A 22,967-nucleotide genomic window follows, 5' to 3' on the forward strand; every position below is an offset into this window, starting at 1 on the left:
GGCAGGTGTATAAGATTAAATCTTATCCATGATCACCTCGATCGCCTTATCCAATTGGGGTTGACGATGATCCATTCGATCCTTGAAACTTTCACCCACATAAATATCAGGCTTTACTCCTTCGACCTCCAAATCTTTACCATCCAAGGTATAACAACCCCATGAAGGCAAGCGGTAGAATGAACCGTCTACCAATGACTGGCCGCTGGTAAAGATAATCCAACGGTAGGTTTCCGTTCCTACGATACTCCCCAACCCAAGCTCTTTAAACCCGGCGGCTGTCATCTCTGCATCGGATAAGGATTGCTCATTGATCAACAAGACAATCGGCTTGGCGGAAGGGCCAAAGTTGGATTGTTGCGTCATTTTACCTTCTCTGTATTTCCATTGCAAATAAGGCTTTTGGCTGAGAAAACGCAACACATCGTCATGCACATTTCCTCCTGTATTGAAGCGAAGGTCCAGGATCAATCCGTTTTTATAGCCTCCTTCTGCCACCATATCATGCATAAACTTTTCTAATTCATCCTGCCCCATATTTTTCATATGCACATACGCCACTTGATTCCCGGACTTCTCATCCACATACGCTTGATTGGTGTCTTGCCATTCATCGTACAACAGACTTTTGATGGAGTAGTAAGTAGTGGTATGTAATTTCACTTCTTTCCGGACACCATTCCGTTCAAAGGTAAAAGTAATTTCCGGGTCTAATGAAGGATGTGACAGGTACATTTCACGGTTTCTGGCCGGATTCACAGGCACTCCATCAATCGCCACCAACCGGTCTCCCGGTTGTATATCTTTCCCGGTGACATCCGCAGGACTGTTTTTAACAATTCGCTTCACTACATACGGATCATTTTCATCAAACAGTACCCCGGTAGCAATAGACCGCGAGCCGAAATACAACTTTTCTTCTTTACCAGAAGAATAAAAGCCCATATGCGAAGTATTCAACTCTCCCAACATATCATTAAAAATCATCCTCAGGTGCTCCCGACTACTCAGGTGTGGAAGATAGGCCGCATATTGGTCGCGTAATTTTTGCCAGTCTTGCCCGTGAAATTGTTCATCATAAAAATTGGTTTCCACCCCAGCCCAAGCTTCGTAATACAACTGACCGAATTCCTGTGAAAGCCTTTTGCGGAATGTATGTTGTATCTCTATTTTATCCAGCTTGCCAGATTCCGGACTAAAAGAATGAATATTGCCACCTGTCAACAGGTAGTATTTATCACCTGCACTTACCAATTCATACCCTCTGATTTTGGATTTGCCTACTTTTTCAGATTTCGGAGATTCAAAGTCTTCCAAAGTCGTTTTCCACAGATAAGTGTTTCCTTCGTCATGATTCGTGAGGTAAAACACCATTGTTTTCCCACTTTTTTGGATAACAAAGGGGCTGTCTTGTTGACCAAAGTCCGGACCGATTTGTTCCAACCGCTCCATGAGTCCATCCAAATTGATGCTGACCGCTACTTGATTTTTGCCCTCCTCTTTCTCAGCAGCACTCTGTTTCTTAGAGTTTTTTTCCTCCGCTTTTTCCCCCTCTTTCTTTTCCTCCTCTTTAAATAACTCTTCGAACTTGTCTGACTTAAACGGGGCTTCAAACTTGTCCAAAGCCATTTTGTAAATATTACTATTCCGGGTTCCGTACGGATAGCTAGGGTTCTGTCTGTCAGAAGAGAAATACAAATACTTACCGTCCGGAGACCAGAAAGGAGTATTTTCCGAAACTTTGGTGTGCGTCAGGTTGATGACTTTTTTATCCTCTAACTTGACCACAAAAATATCATTCTCAAAATGCCGCTTTGCATTATAGACCACATATCTGTCATCCGGAGAAAATAATGGATACGTATTATAAAACCCCCACAATTCGTCTTTTACCAGAGTGGTACTTTTCATGGAAGTCAAATCCAGCAAACGGACTTCATTCCTACCACTCAAATAGACCCCTTGGGTTTTATCACTGTTAAAAGAAATCAAACGGTTATTTTGGGTTTCTTTGGTAATTTGCTTTTCCGGTTTTGAGCCATCCGCTGCGATTGTAAACCAATTGTAATACCCACCGTCCGTCTGTGAATAAAGAAGGGTTTTGTTGTCGTTGAGCCATTTGACTTCTCTCACCGCTTCTTCGGCAGAGGTTGTCAATTGTTTCACAAACTTTCCTTTGATGTCCGAAACAAACAACCTTCCTCTTGAGACAAAAGCAATTTTTTTCTTGTCAGACGACACATCAAATGTTCTGATATTTCCGGCTACTTTATAATCCTGTTCTTTTCCCAGTACTACGTTTTTGAAAATCCGGATTGTCGGAGAACTAGTTTTACCCGTTGCCACATCGTACACATAGATTTGATAATCTTTCCTAAAAACCACTTTTTCGCCGTTTGCACTTACTTTAGGCCACATAATTGAGGTAGGAAATTTAGTCAAGGCTTTTTTTGTATTGCCTGAAAAGGTATACAAGTTGTATTCTCCATTGACTTCATCCGATATAAAATAGAGGTTTCCTTGTTTGTCCAAGGTTGCGGCAAAGTCTTTCCCCCGGTAATCCGTGTACTTTTTAAACTCTTTTGAATTTGGATGATACGATTTAATATCGGGATTAAAATCACCCTTATAGCGTTTGCGATGGGCAAAAATCTTACTTTCCCAGGATTCGTTAAAAAAAATCTCTCCTGTGATTGGGCTTTCCACCACGTTCTGAACAAAATTAAAATAGTGATTGAACAGGCGTAACGGAGTACCGCCCTCTAAATTCACTTTATAACCACTGGTTTGATTGTAACGGCTAGAAGAAAAGTAAATATGTTGGCTGTCCCATGTCCAGGAGTCCACTTCATCAGCGGCCTCATGGTAGGTCAATTGCCGGATTTCCCCTCCTTCCAGAGGCATGATATACACATCTTTATTTCCGAATTGTGTTCCGGTAAAAGCCAACCATTTCCCATCCGGAGAGACATTCGGCCGGGTTTCTTCCCCTTCCATTGCCGTGAGCCGGGTAGCCTCTCCTCCATTCACCGGCACCTTCCACAAGTCCCCTTCATAACTAAATATTATGGTTTGCGCATCCGGTGTAAGGGCCGGGTCCAAAGTAAAAACCACCTGTTTGCTTTGCGCTACAACAAGCAATGGCAGTAGTAGGATACTGAGAAAAAAGGGTAGTTTATTAAGCATGATTTGTTTTTTATAGAATATAGTTCGTCTAAAAAAATTTCTTTTAAGATAAGAAACGAATGCATACAAACCCTAAATTTATTGATAGGAGGAAAAAGTAACGGTATGAATGGAAGAATGGTGGGAAAATCTATTCCTTTGACAAACACACTGGCTATTCGCTAGCCCATAAAGTCTCTACATAAACTTAATTTTTATCATAAAAAAACTGAAAAACAATTGTACACTTTATGACATTTGTCATCCTAAAAAATACTTTTTCCGGTTAATTTTAAACATCAAAAAATACTATCCTTCAAGATCAAAAAACCGTTACTCCTCTAAAGTTCAAACTATATCCTTTCCCGGAACAGAAAGAACGAAAAACAATAAAGTTTTACTTTGCATTTTCCATATATCTAATTGATTATCAATCTAATAATAATTACATTTTCAATCATCACTCGTTCATTTAAAGCTTAAATTATTATGGGAACTCTAATGAAAAGTGGTAGTGGCTTTTTCCCTGATTTCCCTTCGGTTTTTGAAGACTTCTTCAACAGAGGTTGGATGGGAAAACCCACTGAATTCACCTTTGAAAGGAACACGCTTCCTTCTGTGAATGTCAAAGAAACAGCCAATGGCTTCGACCTGGAAGTAGCTGCTCCCGGGATGAATAAAAATGACTTCAAGATTGAATTTAAAAATGACATATTGGTCATTTCAGCTGAGAAGGAACAAAAAGAAGAAGAAAAAGACAAAGAGGGCAATTATACCAGAAGAGAGTTCAGCTATAGCTCTTTCAGACGCTCCTTTACACTACCTGAAAAAATAGTTAACGGTGATCAAATCACAGCAGACTACCACGAAGGTATATTGAGTATTCATATACCAAAAGTTGAAGAGGCTAAATTAAAACCGTCAAAACAAATACGGATAGATTAATAATGGCACCATCTTAATTTAGAAGCGATTGCAACTTTACCCTTCAGTATTATTTGGGTGAGTAAAGATCGTAATCTTCTAAAGAGAGTTCAAGTACAAGCTCACTCATTGGAAAAAGCGGTAGTTAGCCGCTTTTTCTATTTTAAAACACTTCATTACAGCGTTTTTTTTCACCTTGATCAGTTTATCCTTAATTTACGAAGGTTCTGATTGCTCTAATTCATGAAGAACAGTATAACATAAGGTTGTACACATTTGTACTAAGCGGGGGATAGAATCCACTTTTGCTTTAAGAAAAGCCCTTTGTACAATGATATCAAAGAGATTTTGCACAATGTTCGCATCTACAATGTCCAAGGAAGATTTAAGCGCTTTTGCCAACCGATATACACTGTCCCAATCATGCGCCTTTGTCGCATTTTGAAGTTGGGTTACTTTGACAAGGAGATTTACTTGCAACTGCCGGACGGTTCGCTCAAGCAATATTTGATTCCCATCACTCATTGCTTGCAAAGAAGTCCAACATATTAACTTACGTTTTTCCGGAAGAATATGATAAGCTTTGAGAGGATTTGACAAGAAGTTTAATGTGCTGAAATCAGGCACAAATTCATTCATAATTCATGACTATATGTTGAAAAAATGAATAGTAGAAATAACCTTTTAAGGTTGATGAGTCCTCTTATATACGGGTTGTTTGATTGGACTTTAGGAGATGTTTGGATGGGTCTTTATCCTTTCTTTATAAAAACGTTCAGATCAACACCAAGCATATAAAAACCTAATAATGAAACTATTAAATACACTCCAAGCTAACTCTGTTTAAAGCCAAAGAGCGTATATTCTTTGAAAAAACACTTTCAATTTTCTGAATTCAAATATTAATCGTACTACTAAAGAATAAGATTCTGTTGCCTATTCCTATGAGGAAATTTTCCTCACTCAATTGACTTTTATCATTTAAGGTGGTTTTATATTCTATACATTGTTTTTGAAACCGAGTCTACTACCTCATGGTTGCTTGTTCAGGCGGGTGAGTAAGATCATTCTTTCAACTGATCCCTATCAGAAGATTTAATTAAAAATGTATCTACTTTATCCTATGGCGCTTCCCCTGCTTGGGGTTACAGAAAACAGGGGAAAAACGCTATTGTGCTAAAAGCATAAGACCCTAGAATCTCAAAAGAAGCACTGATAAAAGAGTGGTTGAGTCAAAAAAGAGCATACAATGAGGCTGATTTCACCGTATACACTCAAATTAAACATCAATTTGAACCGCATCAGGAGGAACACTTGGTCTTATACGCTACCAATCACTATCTCGACCGGTTTTTGGCGGAAACCCGCGCTTATTTACAAACCTCTGAGAGCAATTCCTAATGCAATTTTACGATGACAAGGGAACAAATCCATACATTGCTCACCACCTTCACAAGTGATACGGAATTCATCGAAACTCATATTTCCTGGGTTATTCTTTCCGGTCGATTCGTCTACAAAATCAAAAAGTCCGTATGCTATTCATTTCTCGATTTTTCTAGTTTGGAAAAAAGAAAGTATTACTGTCACAAAGAGCTTGCGCTTAACAGAATGTGCAACACCTCTGAAATTATGCATAAAACGAACCACCTTTTGTATGTAAAAGTGGTTCGTTTTCAAAAGTGAACCGCCTGTTTTACAGATTCCTGTAAAGGTTGCTGTTCTTCAATCAATGCTATTTTAAATGAGTGAAGCCAAGCCCCCCTTTCATCATCATGTAATTAAAATATAGTAAGACAATCCACTGGCAATCATTAATCAAAACCATTATTTAAAACATCTTTCCCATCGATACACTGTTGTAAAAAATCCTCCATATTTTCTGCCAACCACCGAATTTTGTCTTCATCCGGACCAAATGCGATAATTTGCCCGGATTTTCCTTTGCTTCCGGGAGCATAATCAATCGCGGCAAAATTGCCTCCGGCCGTACTTAAAAAAGGCACCCAATAGGGGTTTGTATACATTCCTATCGTTTTTCTGCCATCGGGATAATTATTTCCTGTCAATTCTTCCTGCACCCAATCATCATAGATCACCTTCCAGTTCTTCCACTCTTGTAAAACTTGTTCGGCTGTTAAAAACCCAGTCTTATGAATGCCATTGTGCAATTCAAAAAGAACTTGTAAGTCATCCGGGAAAGGGAACTCCGACAGGTTTTCAAACTCTTTGTAAACAGCCTCATTTTGCCTGGGTGAAATTACTTGCAAGCCTAGTTTGCTCAAAAAGTTCTGAAACGTTTTTTTTAAGTTTTCCGGCTCCAGCCTGGCCCCCATCGTATTCAAATATTTCTCAATATACTTTTGCTTTTCTTTCGCTATTTTGGCTTCGTTATACTTTTTAGGAACCCGTTTGTACAAATACTCCCCTGTCTTTTCATAAGGTCTTTCGTCTATCAGCATCCCTGAATTCACGGTTTTTTGAGAAAATTCACCTTTGCCAAAGGTGACCATAAACTGTGGATTGAGGTTCAGTTCCGGTTGTCTTTCAAACAGCCCCTTTCTTCGGTCTTCCGCGAGGCCTTCAAATTGGTTTTCAAACACTATATCCATCCATTTTTGAAAGCTCCCTGATTTATTAAAATGCAACGCCACAATATCTTTACTTTTAAGAAAAGCGAATGCCTCATAAGGCACACTGTCCGTTTTAGGAGTAATGATGATGAGTTTTAGTACTTCGCTACCCAATACTTCCGAAAGCTCATTTAAGAGTAAATCGCGAAAACCAAAAGTATCATAGGATTTGTAATTCCGGTAAGCCGGATCAGGGTGTTGAGAGTAGTCTTTGTAATAGGGAGCGGGAAAACTCTCGAGAGGTATGGTCGCAAATTCAAAATTTTCAAACGCTAACTTCTTTAACTGGCTGTTGTAAGGTATTTTTTGTAAGTTCATTTTTATTGTCAAATTGTTTTTTTTCTAAGAGCCTGTTTAAATTTCATCTTTTGGACTGCAAATTCCTAGTTTAGGAACCTCAGTTCATCATTTCTGAGTGATCCGGAATGCCGGCCACCGGAATGCCGGCCACCGGAATGCCGGCCACCGGAATGCTGACACCCAGTCAAATCATTCCACTACTCTCCGAATAGTCAAACCATCAAAAAGAATTTTCTAAGAACCCTAAACTAGGAAGTTTCGCTACCAAATACGAATTCTAAACATACGCTAATACTATCGAGGTGCAAGAAATAAAAAGATTTGTGGTTTATACAGACAAACATAATCATACGCTAACCGTTATAACCATATATACAATCTAATCAATAATGAATTCAGATATTGTTCAGTACAAGTATAATGTACATACCAAGTCAGCACTATTTTTTAAGAAGGCTCCCTCCTCCCTGATCATAATTGTAATTTTAGGAATTACTCTTGGATTAATGACCATCAAATGGTTTTTGGGGGTTATTTTTTTAGTGATCGTCCTGCTTGTCAAATCCCATTATAAGGGCCTGAAAAAAGGCATTATCTTAGAAAACCAGTTTATGCTAATTGGAGATGAAATTATTTATTTTTCAAATATTAAAAAGGCGGTGTTTGATGGCAAAAAAAAACAATTGCAATTGTCTATAAATGGAAAAGAACATCCCCTTTTCATCAAATCAGTACAATTTACAAGTGGTGCCCGTAAAGATTTCAAAATCAAAAAACATCAATACAACAAACTGTGTAAAGTAAGCGAAAAAATATTAGTAAGAATCCAAAAAAGATCGCCAAAAACAATCATTAAAATACAAAACGAAAGCTCTCTCCGTAAATATCAAACGCAACATTTTGAATAAAGTAAAAGACATACAAGAAGTCGACAACAGCGCCCCATTCAAAAAAATGGTGCATCTGCTCTATGTTCCGACAATGTTTTGCAACCTGGGATGCAAGTACTGTTACTTAGGCAGTCAAACAGACCAAAAATCTTTGGTCAAAGAAGAACACAAAGCCGTTGAAGCCTTGGATTTTGCGCTGAAAAAGTTTCTAAAGGCAGACGTTTTACCGTTTAATGTTTCTCTTCATGGAGGAGAAGTAACTACCCTCCGGCAAACCACGCTCAAAGCACTGTATAAACTCATTGAACAGCATTATTTGAATCACTTTGATCATTTAACCGCCAATGGTTTTAAGAAGGTGAATCCCCATATCAAAACCAATCTGTATAATTTTGACAAACTTCACGGCTTGATGCTTGAACACAAAGTATCCATCAGTGCAAGTATTGACCTTCCCTTGTCGCTTCATGAAAAATACAGAACCACGAAAAAAGACCAGTCTACTTTAGCAAAAACCCTCAATAACCTCAAGCTCTTGGGCCAATACCCTCACGGTAAAAAAATATCAGCAACTTTATACCAAGAGCATTTCGATAAATGCGATGAGCTGATTCAGGACATTTGGTATATTCATAATGAATTAAAGTTCGACATGAATCAATTTAATTTCATGTTTGGCTTTAACTCAGCCTTGAATGACGATAAGTTTAACGACAATTTGTTAGATACTACCCCCATTTCGCACGAAGGCCAAGTAGCCTTCTATCATAAAATGAAGGAAAGTTTCACCGGTACCGAGTTGGAGTATGGATTTAAAAGAAATTGGTTTGATGAATTCACCCCTTCCTATTGTACCAATGCGTTCAATTGCGGTGAACGCTTTTTTCTGCTGCAAGCGGATGGAAATATATATTCCTGTGTGAGAGGCCAAGGGGTAGAACCTTTCTTTTACGGAAACATCTTTCACGACTCGGTGGAGGATATTTTGAATGCCGGTAAACAAAAGATCGCCAAAGTCCATCAAGAACAGGAGCTGCATGAAGACTGTCAAAAGTGTGAATACCTGCATATATGCCATACCGGTTGCCCCTTTGTGAAAAATGAATCGAGAAGTGGTAAGTCATATACTTGTCTATTGCAAAAAGAGATTTATAAGGACAATCCCATTGCCTATCCTCCGGCAAAAAATACCGAGCATCAAAAATTACTTCTGGAAGACTATACATTCCGGATGCACCCTCATAAACTTTCCGCCAAACCGGAAAAGAAGATTTCCTTTGAGGTGCCTACAGAGCTTACGGAAGCTAACAACCATTTGAAATCAATTATTGAAGGAGACACTATTTTAGAAAGTCTTTATGCTGAAGATGCTTTTTTCTTTGATTTGGATGGCGATATCTACCCCTTAGCCTCTCAAATATTAAAAGTTAAAAGAGAATTTTATAACCTATGTCCGGAAGACAGTATCCGCATCCATATCAAAAAATCCATTTTCGAAGTCAATTGCAAAGAGAAAATAAGGAACACTTTCTATATTCAAATGCTCCGGGATACCAAAGTTGTATATGGAGATGAAAAGCGCACCAAACAAGAACACCTCTTCACCCATCAGATATTCTACAACCTGCTGAAAGAAAGTACGGTTCTCGGATCAGAATACTTTGAATTCAATTTGGGCAAGCTCTTACGCTCCAGTCAGGAGTATTTTATAGAGAATGTTCCGAATAATATCTTTTTTACCACTTTGACTTTAAGAGATTATCACTATCAAAAACAGAAACAAAATGCATTTTATCATATTCAGGCGATAAACCTGCCTTTTCAAAACATTGAATTTTTTTGGAATGAGTAAAATATTGACAAATGATAGGAATACAAGGTCCCAAACAAATAATTCGCTTGGCTAACAACCTAGACAGGTTTCTGACAATGCTAGGTTTTGACAATCCGGAGGAGAAAAATAACTTAAGTCAGACGATTGTCCAGCACTTCATAGATTTCCGGGCATCCAAGCCCCACTTGATTTATGCCAATGGTGAAATAAAACTCATCGTAAAAAATGCTCCGTTGAAAACCTATGCCGCTCCTCAGGGCCCCGAAGAGGATATTCTGTTTTTTAGCGAAAAGAAAATTGCTCATATCAATAGGGACAAATACTTAAATGACAGTAAGGTCGACTTTGAACAAACAGACTTGGGAATCGTCCATGCCCATACCAGTATTACCTCTTGGAATAGTAATAACAACAACAATAATAATAACAATAACAACAATAATAACAACAACAATGGCTAAATGGGGTACGACATTGTTGTATCAAAAAGAAGCGTTGGGACAAGCTACCTCAACGCTTCTTTTATCTACATTAGCGGTAATTAGAATCCTGAAAAAAAGGACAAAAAATTAAACAAAGCAATAGAGTTAAGAAGTCAAAAAAACTATCCGAATCAGAAAAAATTAATTAATGACTACCCAAATAATGCTTAAATTTACTACCACTCTGCTTAGCTTTGCGATATTATGGAATGGGGAGTTGAAACCAGACCCAAACATGAAAAATCCATAGCTCTTATTGACAGAGCAATACAAGAATTCCCTTCCAATAATGACTATAAAGTTTTTAAAGCTATCGCTTTATATAATGTGAAGCACTATAAAGAAGCAATGAACTTTTTATTGAATGTTATTGCAACCACAAGTCGTGATAAAGGCATTCAAGAATATGAAAAGCCAGTGCATATTATTCGGATAAACTAGATAAAAAATTTATTTAATGAAATTACCATTATATCAAATCGATGCATTTACCGATAAAATATTTGGTGGAAATCCAGCCTGTGTTGTACCATTGAAAAAATGGTTGCCAGACGAAATTCTATTAAAAATAGCAAAAGAAAATGCGGTGGCTGAAACTGCTTTTTTTGTTGATAACGGCAATAGAATACATTTAAGATGGTTTACTCCCGAAATTGAAATGGATTTATGCGGTCACGCAACTCTTGCCTCTGCTCATTGTTTAAAATTTATTCTAAACTACCCTAAGGATGAAATAATATTCGATACCTTGAGTGGAGATTTAGTAATTTCTGTTGAGAAGGATCTGTATTCTATGAATTTTCCTTCGAGAATGCCGGCCGTTTCAGAGTTACCGGAAATTATTAGCCAATCTTTAAACATTCAACCTAGGGAGGTTTTAAAAGCAAGAGATTATGTACTGGTTTACGATACGGAAGAGCAAATAAAAAATATAAAAATTGACCGACAACTTTTCGATCAAATAAATCTTGACCCCGGAGGAGTAATTGTAACAGCAATTGGAGATACCTGTGATTTCGTTTCAAGATTTTTCACGCCACAAGCATCAATTTTAGAAGATCCGGTAACCGGTTCTGCACATTGTTCCTTAATTCCATTTTGGGCAAAAAGACTCAACAAAAAAGAACTTTATGCCCAACAAGTATCAGAGCGAATCGGTACACTATATTGTGAAGACAGAGGTGACCGGGTTATTATTAGTGGACAGGCAAAAACATATTCCACCGGAAACTTATGGTTAGAATAAAACTACCGCTCACAATGGCTAAATGCGGTACGACATTGTTGTATCAAAAAGAAGCCTTGGGACAAGCTACCTCAACGCTTCTTTTAGTCTTTTTATGTATCAAATCTGATTTTCTGATTCGGAAAATATGCCATTCAATACACTACTTATTTCTTTGGCCGGGCACTCATATAAAAGGTCAGTTTTCCACCGTTAGCAATTTCCGAATGTGTAAGATAATGCCGGTTCAAAGTTTTTCCGTTCAATTCTATCTTTTTCACATAGACATTTTTATCATTTTGGTGAATCGCTTCCACTTCAAAGGTTTTTCCATTTCCCAACTGCAAGGACGCCTTTTCCACCGCCGGGCTTCCAAAGGCATATTGATCCGAACCGGGAGCCACCGGATAAAAACCCAACGAGCTGAAAATATACCAGGCACTCATTTGCCCGCAATCGTCATTGCCTCCCAAGCCGTCAGGAGTTGCCTGATATTGTTTTTTCAAAATCATTCTGACGCGCTCTTGCGTTTTCCAAGGTTGGTCTGTCCAATTGTATAAATACGCTGCATGATGCGCCGGTTCGTTACCGTGTACATAATTTCCGATAATCCCCTCCCGGGTGATGTCTTCGGTATGAGCAAAAAACTCATCCGGCAATTCCATGGTAAAAAGTGAATCCAGGTGTTTGACAAATTTCTTTTTACCCCCCATCATCTCGATCATGGTGGCAGGATCATGCGGCACATACAAGCTGTAGTTCCAGGCATTTCCCTCTATATACCCCTGTCCGTGAGTGCTCAACAAATCAAATTCTTTCCGGAATGAACCGTCACTCAGTTTAGGCCGCATATACCCGATGGAAGCATCGTATACGTTTTTCCAGTTTTCCGCACGTTTGCTAAACTTCTGAAAAATATCCTCTCTTCCCAACTTTTTAGCCATCTGAGCAATGCAAAAATCGTCATAGGCATATTCCAGGGTTTTGGATACCGAAGAGCTGTTCTTATCTTCCGGCACATAGCCCAAGTCTATATAATAACCCAGGCCGTCATACTTCCGGTAGTTAGCCGTAACCACACATGCCTCCAGGGCTTTATTGGCATCAAATCCGGCATTTCCTTTTATCACCGCATCCGCAATTACGGACACGCTATGGTAACCGATCATACACCAATTCTCATTGGCATGATGCGACCATACCGGCAACATTTTATGCACACTCTGATCGTAATGGGCCAACATCGACTGCACCATATCCGCATTGCGTTTCGGCTGAATAATGTTGAAGAAGGGGTGCAAAGCCCGGTACGTATCCCAGAGAGAAAAAGTAGTATAATTGGTAAAGCCTTTTGCCTGATGGATGTTCTGATCCAAACCTTTGTACTGACCGTTTACATCCATATAAGTAGTAGGCCCTAAAAAGGTATGATACATGGCTGTATAAAAATTAACCATGTCTTCTGCCTTACTTGTTTCCACCTTGATTTTTTCAAATTCTTTCTGCCATAATCGCTGCCCCTCTTTTTTAGCTTTTTCAAAATCCCAATGCGGAATTTCCGCATTCAGGTTTTCCAAGGCATTGTTTGTGCTCACAGGCGACAGCGCAAATTTAATCTTGATCTTCTCCCCTTCTTCCGTATCAAAATCAAAGTGCATTCTGAGTTGTTCACCGGCTATCTCGGGAAAGTTTTTGGATGGATCAAACTTCCGCCAAAACCCCTTGTATACCTGCTTTTTTGAATAATCTTTGGTTCCATACTCTTTAAAAGGCTTGGAAAAAGTCATGGCAAAATACATGGTGCGGGTACGGGCCCATCCGCGCGTTTGCCGGAAACCGGTCACCAATGTATCGTTCTCTACCCGGATAAATGTCCAGACATTTTTATCTTGATAGTTATAGATGCCATACATCATGTCCAAGATAATATGCGCTTCCGATGATTCGGGGAAGGTATATTGATGGAAGCCCACCCGGTTGCTGGTCGTCAGTTCGGCATTAATCCCGTCATCTTCCAAAAACACCTGATAATAATTGGGTGCTGCCTGTTCTTTTTCATGAGAAAAAGCCGAGCGAAAACCGCTTTCGGGATTATCTTCGGTTCCGGGATTCATTTGCAATTTGCCTTCTGTAGGCATTAGCAGAAAATCTCCCAAGTCGGAATGACCCGTGCCACTAAAATGCGTATGGCTGAATCCCACGATCGTGGCATCATCGTATTGATACCCGGCACAGTACTTATACACGGTGGGGTTATACCGTCCATCCACCTCATAAGGAATGGTATCCGTTTCCGGGCTGAGTTGTACCATCCCAAAAGGCACGGTAGCTCCCGGATAGGTATGTCCCATTTTATGGGTTCCGATAAGGGGGTTGGCATATTGTACCAGGTCTTTCTCTTGTGCAAGACACCAAAAAGGGTGTGCAAGGAATAATAAGAGCAATAATCTTCTCATTTTCGTTAATTAGTTGATCGGTTTTGAATGATTCGTTTGTACTTTGTCAGTTTAAAGGTACTTTTATAGATCTGTACTACAAAACCCACTTGTTTAATTTCAATGAGAAGACGGGGGTTTGGAGTCTGTTTTTCCAAAACTTTTCTGCTATTTTAAAATTACAGATAAGAGGAAAGACCAAGTTCCGGGATAGCCGGAAAGGTTGGAATGAACGAAGTCTATTGAAAACAGATTTCCAATTGCGTACTAAAGGTTGGTATAATTTACGATTATCCCTTCTTTGAGGATAAGAAAGACGAGAAAGCATACAAAAAGCAGTAAAAAACTCTTTTTATAAAACCGTCTGTATTTTTTAATTTCTTCAACTTGATTACAGAATTCTATAGGTTCATAATGAAGTGGTTTAAACGTATGGTTTTGGACCGAAAATAGAATCAAAAACTGGCTCATCAAGGCACTTTTTGAAGAGAATAGCCAAAGCTATTGTTGAAAAAAGTAACACAGAGGAGGCCTTTTTGAAACATTTAAAAAAAAAGAAAAAGGTTAATTCACTTCAATATTTACTACTTTGATGAGGTATGAATTTAAACAGGTAAAACATCGCAAATGGATTAAAAAAGATGTTGAAGCTGATTTTTTTACTGGAGTTACATACCCATCTTTATCAATCTGATCTTACATTTCATCGAGCGATTGACACTCAAGTACATAAGCATTCAAGGTAATTATATAGTAACATATAACTAACCACAAAAATTAGTAAGAAAGTTAGCTCAATCCCATCCCAATGCTCAAATAATCATTTCATTTCTTAACTTTTTCAGGCTTCACCACCTATGTTGATCAATACCAGTAGCCAAACATATCCAATTCTGCGTTTTCTTTCCACTCTTTTTTGCCTACCTGTTTGATCATTATACAATCCTCAAATTCATTTTCCTGAAGTCCATAGTTGATATGCTCTTCAATGGTTAGCCACTTTACTTTTTGTTTGACCAAGGTATATCCGCAGTTTTCATAAAATTGATGTTTTTCTGCGATAAGCAGTATAAAATCCACATTGTCCGTATACTTACTTACCATTCCACCCAGTGCTTTCATCAGTTTGGTCCCAAGGCCTTGCCCTTGTAACTCCGGCAGTATGGTCACATCGATCACGCCTAATACATTGATGGGTTGCCCGCCCAGACTCATCACACGGTAATCCAAGCCTAATTGCCCAACGATCAACTCTCCTTCTTTCATAACAAGCCGGTAATGAGGCAATTGTTTAAAATAGGTTCTGCCGTGAAATTCTTCTTCCGGAAAACAGGCTTTCAGTAAATTCGCAATTTGCGTTTTTGAGGATGGGTCAAGTTGAAATTCAGGGATTAATTCAATGGTCATCAGTTTATGCTTAAGGTTGCTTTAAAGATAGTTATTACAAGAATAGTGGTATGTGATTGAGAATGGAGAAAGATACTAACTTTCGATGAAAACCTTGGGTTTTGGGAGGCTTTCATAAAATTTATATTTCTAAAAAAACTCATAACGGTATAGAGCAACAGCAATAACAAAGTGCATATCAAAAAACAGCACTTCCAACTATTCACCACTTAGTATTTCTTCATACTTTTTTCGAACCTTTTCCCAATCACGTCCTCCCTCCTTTTGATTTTCAATGACTGTTTGAAGCTCCGTATCATCCACCGGTAATTCCAGTTGTTTTTGTATGTCAAGCATCACCAACAAAAACTTTGCTTTGTCCAAATCGGACAATAAGTCTTTACTTTCCAAAAAGAAAGAAAGCCTGCTGGCGGCAAGCAAAAAATCTTCTTTGGAATAAACCAAATCATACAACAGGGAGAATTGCTTGGCAAACTTTTCACTTGCCAAAGTACGGAAGAAATTCCCTTCTTTCACTTTTACGGGGGTGCCAATGTAATATGTATTTCCTCCCGTATCGGTCAATGTAAACCTCCGGTCTTCTTTCAAATCACGGATCTTCGAAATCCTTGGAATGCCGGAACGGGGTACCTTTCCTGTATGACATTTGATCGCGCTCACAAAAGAATGATACAGCTCATCCACATCCTTTATCTTTATATAACACATCGAAGGGTTTTGGGCCGGCACCAGTTTCTTATTTCCATAAAAATGCAATTCAATATTGCCAAACCGCAGGATTGCATAAGCATTGGGAGACCTGTACTTGCCTAAAAGGGTAAATCCCAACTGCTCAAAAAAAGCGGTCTGTTTATGAATATCGGGACAAGGTAACACCGGAATCACTTTTCCCTGAGGTTCCGGATGGGGCAATTCACTCTTACTTTTCATTCGGTTTGAAGATAGGCTTATTTACTTTGCTAAAGTAATGGAGAACGCCAAACCGAAATTGTAAAAAACAGACATTCTTAATAATCTGCCAGGGAAAAGTATTTTTGAGGGCTAAAACCTGAAAACTTTTTAAACTCGTGAATAAAGTGCGCCTGATCATAATAACCGTGAGTGTAAGCAACTTCGGCAAGGGAGCCGTTAGACAAACAAGCCATAAAAGCCGCATCAAAGCGCGTTACCCGGGAATACAGCTTGGGAGTAAAGGAAGTAAAACTCTTAAATCTTCTTTCAAACTGCTTTTGAGAAAGACAAAATTCCGAAGCCAACTCACGGATGTTTACCATACCCTTATGTTGTTTGATATATTGAATGGCACCGGACATCACAGGGTCCTTGGTGTATTTATCCCTTAATTGTAACTTGAAATAATCGGTGAGGACCGCAACCCGTTGTTGAACCGTAGTGGCCATCGCCATTTTTTCATTAACCCCTCGATCCGGTTGCCCCTCCAACAAAGCATCAAAGTACACCAATTGGTTATTCAACTCAGAGGCAGAAATATCAAAAAGATAAGGGATAGCATGGGCATATAAGGATACTCCAAAAAGTTCATTAACCCCACTCACCGGATATTGCCCAAAACTGTCAGTATGTCCTTGCACAGAAGAAAATACCAATTCAGGACCATATACCGGGTGTATCGTATATGCAAAAACCAATTCTGTCTGGATATTCGCAGTGGCATAATAGGTAAAATGTTCTTTACCACAGCCCTCCCAGCGACCCACCCAAAAATGTTCGATATAACCTTTTAATTCTTCACAAGGCTGAATAATTTCTATGATCATACAGATTTTGAACTACTAATGAAACGGAAGGTTAAAAATTTTCCTTTAGGGCACTTTAGTTGGCGAAGTGGTTTAAACTTATAGTTTTTAACCGAGCATGGAATCAAAATCGGCTCATCAAAGTACTTAATTGAAAAGAATAGCCAAAGCTATTGTTGAAAAAAGTAATACAGAGGAGACGTTTTTGAAACTTTTTTTTAGGAAAAAGAAAAAGTTTAATTCACTTCGGCAAGATAACGCAAATTCTTGTAATGCCAGAACGGAATTTTACGGTGTGCTTACATTAACGTTTTAAACTCCCTTTTACAGGTTTAAACGGTACCGATGGAATTTTGAGTTTTTGATATTTATAAACTGTCACTTCACTAATTTTTGTGGTAAAACTGACCAGTCCTTCTTTATAGACACCATCAACTAAGTGCCCGGCTAACATAACATAGTAACTAGCCCAATTGTTATTATAAGGATTTTTATGCACGTAAAATAGTGTATTCATCTTCCGAAAACATCAAATCACCGGTTTAAACAATCCCAAACCACTACTTCTAGTGATTGTATTTTACCTATCAATAGCGATTGATCAGGAGCTTCTCCCTGTGGAGACTCGCATCTATTTATAATAATTCTAAATAATATCAAAATCATTACCCATACAATAAAAAAAGTACTACTTTTTTACATACTAACTATTTTACCCGGATTCCGGACGCAAGCCCAATCTGCCTTGGGAACGGTTCAGAATGCAATTACACCCTTATCGTTTCGGGAATCGGTTTTGAAAAACAGCAACTGGACTTCTCTTTACAACAAGGAGCAAAGCTTCATTATGATTTTATTTCACAAGAAAACACCCAAGAATTACAAACCGTAGAAGTAATCGGCAGGAAAGAAACCGGCTATGTCAACAGCACTTCTTTTGTTGCCACCAAAACCTCCACTCCCTTGGAAAAGGTACCACAGTCCGTGGGATATGTTCCCAAAGAACTAGCTTTGGACCAGGCGGCTTTCCGGATGAACGATGTGGTAAAAGATATCAGCGGAGTCAACCAATTCACTTTTTATAATGGTATTACGATCCGTGGGCACCAAGTACGTGGACAACAAAATTCCGGAAATTTGATTAATGGAATGCGGGCTTTTACCTGCAAGACCAAATTTCTACCGGAAAGTTAATAGTACTCTTTGGTCTGCATCAAGAATATTTCCAGGATGACCTGAACTATTCGGAGAAGAAGAAGCCAAAGGTTTTGAATTGGATATTACAGGCCGCATCCTGGAGAATTGGAGTATTGTGGCCAACTATTCGTATAACGATGCCAAAATCACTAAAAGTGACAACCAGAAAGCAGAAGTGGGCCGGCAAAAACCCAATGCCCCCAAACATGCCGGAAACATCTGGATCAAATACCTCATCAAAAACGATAGCTTTCAGGGACGGGGTTTTGGCCTGGGAGCAAATTTTGTCGTTGAAAGATATGGTTCTTTGTACAATGCCGGAGAGGAGCCTCAAGTATTTCCTGCTTACGAGTTGGTCAATGTGGTTTTGTATTATCAGGTTGAAAAAATCCGATTACAAATCAGTTGTCACAATGCGTTGGATAAAACGCACTGGGTTGGAGGATACGATTATCTCAGAGCGTGCCCCGAAGCTATTTATCAACAACCGGATATACCTTTTAAACTATTCCATGAAGCTGATATTCAACCTTCACAGTAGGATCGGAATCGGGTTAAAAGGCTATTCGCAAAGCCTCTTAATTTGCAAATACCTTTGTGCACATAGCCAAACAGGAATTGCAAGAAAAAAACACAAAGTATTCCACCCGTATTAATTTTAAAAATCAAAAACCCTTGGGCCAGAAGCCCAAGGGTTTTTCAGTTAATAAACTTTGAATCACACTATCAGTAGCATTTATCTTAAAACTGTTTTTGTTCCTTGTTTGCTGAGGGTTTAGTAGAGGACTTTTTTGAGAATCACTGTTCCGTTGATTTCCATGCGGATGGTGTACATGCCCCGGCCCAGCCTGCTTAGGTCAAGGGTGCTGTTGAACTCCCGGGCACTTTCTTCTTGGGCAAACACTTTCCGGTACACCGGCATCCCTACGGCATCGAAGACGGTCAAGGTTCCCTTGCCACCTACCAGGGCTTGGATGTGCAACTCCGTTCCTTCCACTGGGTTGGGGTACACCGTCAATACTTCTTCCGGAGCTTCCCATTTGACCGCTACCACCGGGGAGTAGGTGCTGCTTTGGTCAAAGTCGGTTTGCTTCAGGCGGTAGTAGCTTACCGGCCAGGGGCGGGCGGGCAACACTTCTTGATAGGTTTCCATTTGCTCACTGGTGCCGGCCCCGCCCACTTCTTGTACCGCATAAAACTCCTTTCCGTCTTGTGATACTTCGATGGTGAAGTAGTCATTGTTCAATTCTGAAGCAGTGGCCCAGGAGAAGTACACCCGGCTATCTCGGGCTTCGGCCTGGAAATACAACAAGGTGATGGGCAAAGGCTGGGAACAACCGGAACCGCAGTCTATATGGTCTTCACAGTACGTAGAACCTTGGTCTTTGCATTGTCCTGAAAGAGAAAAGGTAGGACAAGGTCCGGAACAATCCGTATCCATATTGGTTTTCATCGTGCCGGAAATGGTAGTGGTACCGCTGCCGGAAATGTCCATGGGCACGTCTTCACTCTTCCATCCCCCGCTGATCACCAGGTTGCCATCGATAAGCATGTTGGCCGAACCGGAACCGGTGATGTCCAGTCCCCCGCTTACGGTCAAATTATGAGGAATATGAATGGTAACATTGTTCCCTTCGATCTGAATCTCCAAGCCTCCGGAGATATTGATGTCCTGGTCAAAGTTCAACACATCGTTTTCATAGAGGGTGACGCTCATGCCCCCGTTGATGGAGGTGGAGCCACAAGCCGTGGAGACCTCGAAACTTTCCGAGCTGCTGTTGTCGGCAGCGGTGATGGTACAGGCTTGTACATGTGAGGCGTACAGTGAGAAAATGAAGGCGAAAAGGATAGTAAATGTTTTCATGACTACTGAGTTAATGAGTGATTCTGAAGTAAAAGTAGTCTGAAAAGCCCCCTGCCACCGGGGATATTAGATGACTGGTAGAGTCCTCACGGAAAATGGTAACTTCCTAAGGTTTTTCGGATACCGGGGTTTTCTCTTTTTCATGGCATGAATATGTTAATGGTTGCCGGTTTTATGTATGGCATTTCAAAACCATTAGTTAACCCTCTAAAGGCTCACAGCCCTTCTCACATAAAAAACAGGGCATAATACCCTGTTTAAAAATATTTAATTCAGAAGTGGTTTACACTTAATAGTTTTTGACCGAACATGGAATCCAAATCGGCTCATCAAGGCACTTTTTGAAACATTTTTTAGGAAAAAGAAAAAGGTTAATTCACTTCTCAGATTAAATTTCTACTCAATGACAATTTGATGAGTTTCATTTACATTTTTGGAAATGATTTTTAAAATATAAAGTCCCTTTTTGAATCCGGAGACATCAATTTTCGGACTTGAATCTTTTAGACCGAATACATATTGCCGTACCCTGTTTCCACTGAAGTCATACAATTCCAAGGTAATCGGCCCCAAATCACCGTTTACATTGCTCCTTTCAAAGTCCTTCTCTAAAAATGCTTCGGCATTATTTTTCAAGAGGAAAAGCTCGGTATCGGAAGGGTTGGGATAAACCGTAAAAAACATTCCACAAGGAATTATATCCGGACTTACATCGGACCATTCCGACCAACCACAGCCGTTTTGTGCTCTGATTTTCACCGTGACATTATTGGAATAGGGTCTTAATGTAACCAACGAATTATCACTTGAAGAAGGATTATAAGTGATATGAGCCCCACTCACATTCCATTGCCAACTACTTACTGGGGCACTACTATCGTGTTTGGCTTTTACATTGGTAGGTTGGTCCCGGCAAATAAAATAAACCGGATTGTTTGTATTTGAATCCCGAAGCCTCAAATCTAAGGGGAGAAGATTGCCCACTCCAATACTTTTGCTGATACTCTTACTTCCACAGCCTCCGTTAAGGGTTGCTGTAATCGTTGCCCCTCCGCTATACGAACCGTTTCGGCTAAAAGAAGTCGTTGCGCCGCCTTGCGAGAAGTTCAGTGCATTAGAAGGGTTTACCGACCATGAAACAGACGTTCCGGCTGGTACCACCACACTCATACTTCCCGAAGTACAAATAGAGGAAGGACCGGTAATTTTAGGCACTGCGCTTGAAACCGCCAACCGGGCATTGACCCTGCCATATCCATAGGTATTATCAAACCCGGACGGCCCCATATTGGTAGCCGTATTTCGTAAAATACTGACCACTTGTGCTTCCGTTAATTCAGGATTGACAGACAACATCAGAGCGGCTACCCCGGCTACTTGTGGACATGCGGCAGAAGTCCCGCCAAATTCAGTGGTATAATTGCCATTTGCATAACCGTTTGTACCCGGCCTGTCCGTAGTACGCACATCCCCATTCAAATTGGTGTTTCCCGAAGGGGCTACCAGATCCATTTGCGATCCACGGCTACTGTAGCCCCAGATGTTGCCACTTCTGTCTACAGCGCCTACAGTAACCACTCCCGGAGCACTGGCCGGAAAGGTAACACCGCTAAAAGCCCCATGGGAATTACCGGAAGCAAACACCACAATGGCCCCATCGCCTCCCCTCCCTTGTGTGCGGGCGCGACCAATAGCTTGTACGATGTTATCAAAGTAGGCAGTGGAAGAGTTAAAGCCCCAAGAATTACTGAGTACATCGGCTTGTCCTTCATCCCAAGCCCAATCAATGGCATCGGCTAAATCTCCTGTCGTTTCCCCTCCGTTGAAAATATTGACGGGAACGATATCCGTACAAGGAGCGATTCCCGCGATTCCTTCATTATTACTCCGTGAAGCCGCAATAATCCCGGCACAAGCCTGCCCGTGGGCCGAACCGTTCACCGGAGCACCCAAACCATTTGCATCCCTCGGTGTAAAGCCCTGAAGTACTCGTCCGTTAATATCCACATGATTTTCCACCCCATCATCTATCACTGCCACCCTGATAGTATGAATTCCCGTTGAAATAGACCAAGCTTGCGGGGCATTGATATCGATGCCTGCGGTTCCTCCGAACTGTCCTGTATTGTTCAAATAATATTGATCCGGGTACAATGGGTCGTTCTGGTGTTTGGTAATCTCCATGATAAAGTTGGGGTGGCTGTATTCCACAAGTCCGCTCTCATAAAGTTGATTGGCAACTTTCAACAAGGTACTGTAATCCTCTATCAACACCTTATAACAACCGTATTTCACCTTGATGACCTTTAGCTTTTCTCCTACCAGTTGATTGATTTTATCAATTCCGATACCTTTTTTGGGTTTGAACAAGATCTCCCCGGTGGGAATCATCTTGTCTCCCGAACTACTTTTAAAAGAGAAAGTGTAGTTACCTGAAATGGAAGTCATTTCTGTCAAAGAGGACGGGTCATTCGCAGACAACCGAACCAGTACCGAATGCCGGTTCACCCGTTCCAGTGCTTTTATTGTTTTCCCTTGGGTAAGTTTACGCTCGGTACTTGAATTCTCACCGGCTTTTACCAAAATTACCTCTTTGTCTTTCTGTAAAAGAATTTTTCTATTGGATGACCAATAGTAGTCCTGGGCGGAGGCTTCCGTAAGAAAGCCCATCAAAAGGAAGGCGACAACGAATGATAGCGTACTTTTAATTTTCATAAGCTTTGCTTGTTTTAGTTATATTGCTAAATCAGTAAAATGCTTCCCGAAAATTAAGAGAGGTATAAACTATACTTCCACTCGTTGACCCATTTCTTTCTCCTACCATGTGATATAATCCCTCACAAGAGCCTCTCTT

The 22,967-nt window shown here is 40.0% G+C and carries 17 protein-coding genes and 1 pseudogene; 9 read left to right on the forward strand and 9 right to left on the reverse strand.

Features of this window, described 5'->3' with window-relative positions; translation table 11 throughout:
* Positions 1-15 precede the first annotated feature (15 nt).
* A complete protein-coding gene (locus tag AAG747_RS04920) occupies positions 16-3,186 on the reverse strand; it encodes a S41 family peptidase (protein WP_346820023.1) in 3,171 nt (1,056 codons plus the stop codon).
* Between the two features lie 468 nt (positions 3,187-3,654).
* Between AAG747_RS04920 and AAG747_RS04925 the strand changes: the two genes are divergently transcribed.
* The gene (locus tag AAG747_RS04925) at positions 3,655-4,110 is read left to right on the forward strand and encodes an Hsp20/alpha crystallin family protein (protein WP_346820024.1); all 456 of its coding nucleotides are present in this window, start codon (positions 3,655-3,657) and stop codon (positions 4,108-4,110) included.
* A 195-nt stretch (positions 4,111-4,305) separates the two neighbouring features.
* Here AAG747_RS04925 and AAG747_RS04930 read toward each other — a convergent pair whose 3' ends face one another.
* Positions 4,306-4,728, reverse strand: a complete 423-nt coding sequence (locus tag AAG747_RS04930; protein ID WP_346820025.1) for a hypothetical protein — start codon at positions 4,726-4,728, stop codon at positions 4,306-4,308.
* A 588-nt stretch (positions 4,729-5,316) separates the two neighbouring features.
* Here AAG747_RS04930 and AAG747_RS04935 point away from each other — a divergent pair.
* Positions 5,317-5,490, forward strand: coding sequence for a hypothetical protein (locus AAG747_RS04935; RefSeq protein ID WP_346820026.1), 174 nt, complete (start codon positions 5,317-5,319; stop codon positions 5,488-5,490).
* Positions 5,491-5,903: 413 nt separating this feature from the next.
* Here AAG747_RS04935 and AAG747_RS04940 read toward each other — a convergent pair whose 3' ends face one another.
* Entirely contained in the window at positions 5,904-7,040 is a 1,137-nt protein-coding gene (locus AAG747_RS04940; RefSeq protein WP_346820027.1) for an SMI1/KNR4 family protein, read from the reverse strand.
* A 371-nt stretch (positions 7,041-7,411) separates the two neighbouring features.
* Between AAG747_RS04940 and AAG747_RS04945 the strand changes: the two genes are divergently transcribed.
* From AAG747_RS04945 to AAG747_RS04965, 5 genes are all read left to right on the forward strand, one after another.
* Positions 7,412-7,930, forward strand: a complete 519-nt coding sequence (locus AAG747_RS04945; protein WP_346820028.1) for a hypothetical protein — start codon at positions 7,412-7,414, stop codon at positions 7,928-7,930.
* Complete coding sequence (locus AAG747_RS04950) at positions 7,923-9,764, forward strand: radical SAM protein (RefSeq protein ID WP_346820029.1); 1,842 nt, start codon at positions 7,923-7,925, stop codon at positions 9,762-9,764. Before AAG747_RS04945 ends, AAG747_RS04950 begins: the two co-directional genes overlap by 8 nt.
* A gap of 11 nt (positions 9,765-9,775) precedes the next feature.
* Positions 9,776-10,207, forward strand: a complete 432-nt coding sequence (locus AAG747_RS04955; protein WP_346820030.1) for a hypothetical protein — start codon at positions 9,776-9,778, stop codon at positions 10,205-10,207.
* A gap of 225 nt (positions 10,208-10,432) precedes the next feature.
* Entirely contained in the window at positions 10,433-10,669 is a 237-nt protein-coding gene (locus AAG747_RS04960; protein WP_346820031.1) for a hypothetical protein, read from the forward strand.
* A gap of 16 nt (positions 10,670-10,685) precedes the next feature.
* Positions 10,686-11,474 carry a PhzF family phenazine biosynthesis protein gene (locus tag AAG747_RS04965; RefSeq protein ID WP_346820032.1) on the forward strand — a complete coding sequence of 263 codons (789 nt, stop codon included), beginning with the start codon at positions 10,686-10,688 and terminating at the stop codon, positions 11,472-11,474.
* Positions 11,475-11,620: 146 nt separating this feature from the next.
* Here AAG747_RS04965 and AAG747_RS04970 read toward each other — a convergent pair whose 3' ends face one another.
* The 4 genes from AAG747_RS04970 to AAG747_RS04985 all read right to left on the reverse strand — a co-directional run bounded on the left by AAG747_RS04970 (position 11,621) and on the right by AAG747_RS04985 (position 17,073).
* Positions 11,621-13,909 (reverse strand): GH92 family glycosyl hydrolase, encoded by a 2,289-nt coding sequence (locus AAG747_RS04970; RefSeq protein ID WP_346820033.1) that lies wholly within the window; start codon positions 13,907-13,909, stop codon positions 11,621-11,623.
* 843 nt (positions 13,910-14,752) lie between these two features.
* Positions 14,753-15,295, reverse strand: a complete 543-nt coding sequence (locus tag AAG747_RS04975; protein WP_346820034.1) for a GNAT family N-acetyltransferase — start codon at positions 15,293-15,295, stop codon at positions 14,753-14,755.
* A 198-nt stretch (positions 15,296-15,493) separates the two neighbouring features.
* Entirely contained in the window at positions 15,494-16,225 is a 732-nt protein-coding gene (locus AAG747_RS04980) for a VOC family protein (RefSeq protein ID WP_346820035.1), read from the reverse strand.
* 77 nt (positions 16,226-16,302) lie between these two features.
* Positions 16,303-17,073 carry a helix-turn-helix domain-containing protein gene (locus AAG747_RS04985; protein WP_346820036.1) on the reverse strand — a complete coding sequence of 257 codons (771 nt, stop codon included), beginning with the start codon at positions 17,071-17,073 and terminating at the stop codon, positions 16,303-16,305.
* Between the two features lie 942 nt (positions 17,074-18,015).
* On the opposite strand from AAG747_RS04985, the gene AAG747_RS04990 reads away from it, so the two are divergent.
* Both AAG747_RS04990 and AAG747_RS04995 read left to right on the forward strand, forming a co-directional pair.
* On the forward strand, positions 18,016-18,246 hold the full coding sequence (locus tag AAG747_RS04990; protein ID WP_346820037.1) for a TonB-dependent receptor plug domain-containing protein: 231 nt from the start codon (positions 18,016-18,018) through the stop codon (positions 18,244-18,246).
* Between the two features lie 64 nt (positions 18,247-18,310).
* Positions 18,311-18,790, forward strand: a pseudogene (locus AAG747_RS04995) (TonB-dependent receptor domain-containing protein); the annotation flags it as partial.
* Positions 18,791-19,024: 234 nt separating this feature from the next.
* Here AAG747_RS04995 and AAG747_RS05000 read toward each other — a convergent pair.
* Positions 19,025-20,113: a T9SS type A sorting domain-containing protein gene (locus tag AAG747_RS05000; protein ID WP_346820038.1), complete on the reverse strand. Its 1,089-nt coding sequence runs from the start codon at positions 20,111-20,113 to the stop codon at positions 19,025-19,027.
* A 396-nt stretch (positions 20,114-20,509) separates the two neighbouring features.
* Positions 20,510-22,828: a S8 family peptidase gene (locus tag AAG747_RS05005; protein ID WP_346820039.1), complete on the reverse strand. Its 2,319-nt coding sequence runs from the start codon at positions 22,826-22,828 to the stop codon at positions 20,510-20,512.
* Between the last annotated feature and the right edge of the window lie 139 nt (positions 22,829-22,967).

The organism is Rapidithrix thailandica (assembly GCF_039710355.1).
GTDB classification, from domain to species: domain Bacteria; phylum Bacteroidota; class Bacteroidia; order Cytophagales; family Flammeovirgaceae; genus Rapidithrix; species Rapidithrix thailandica.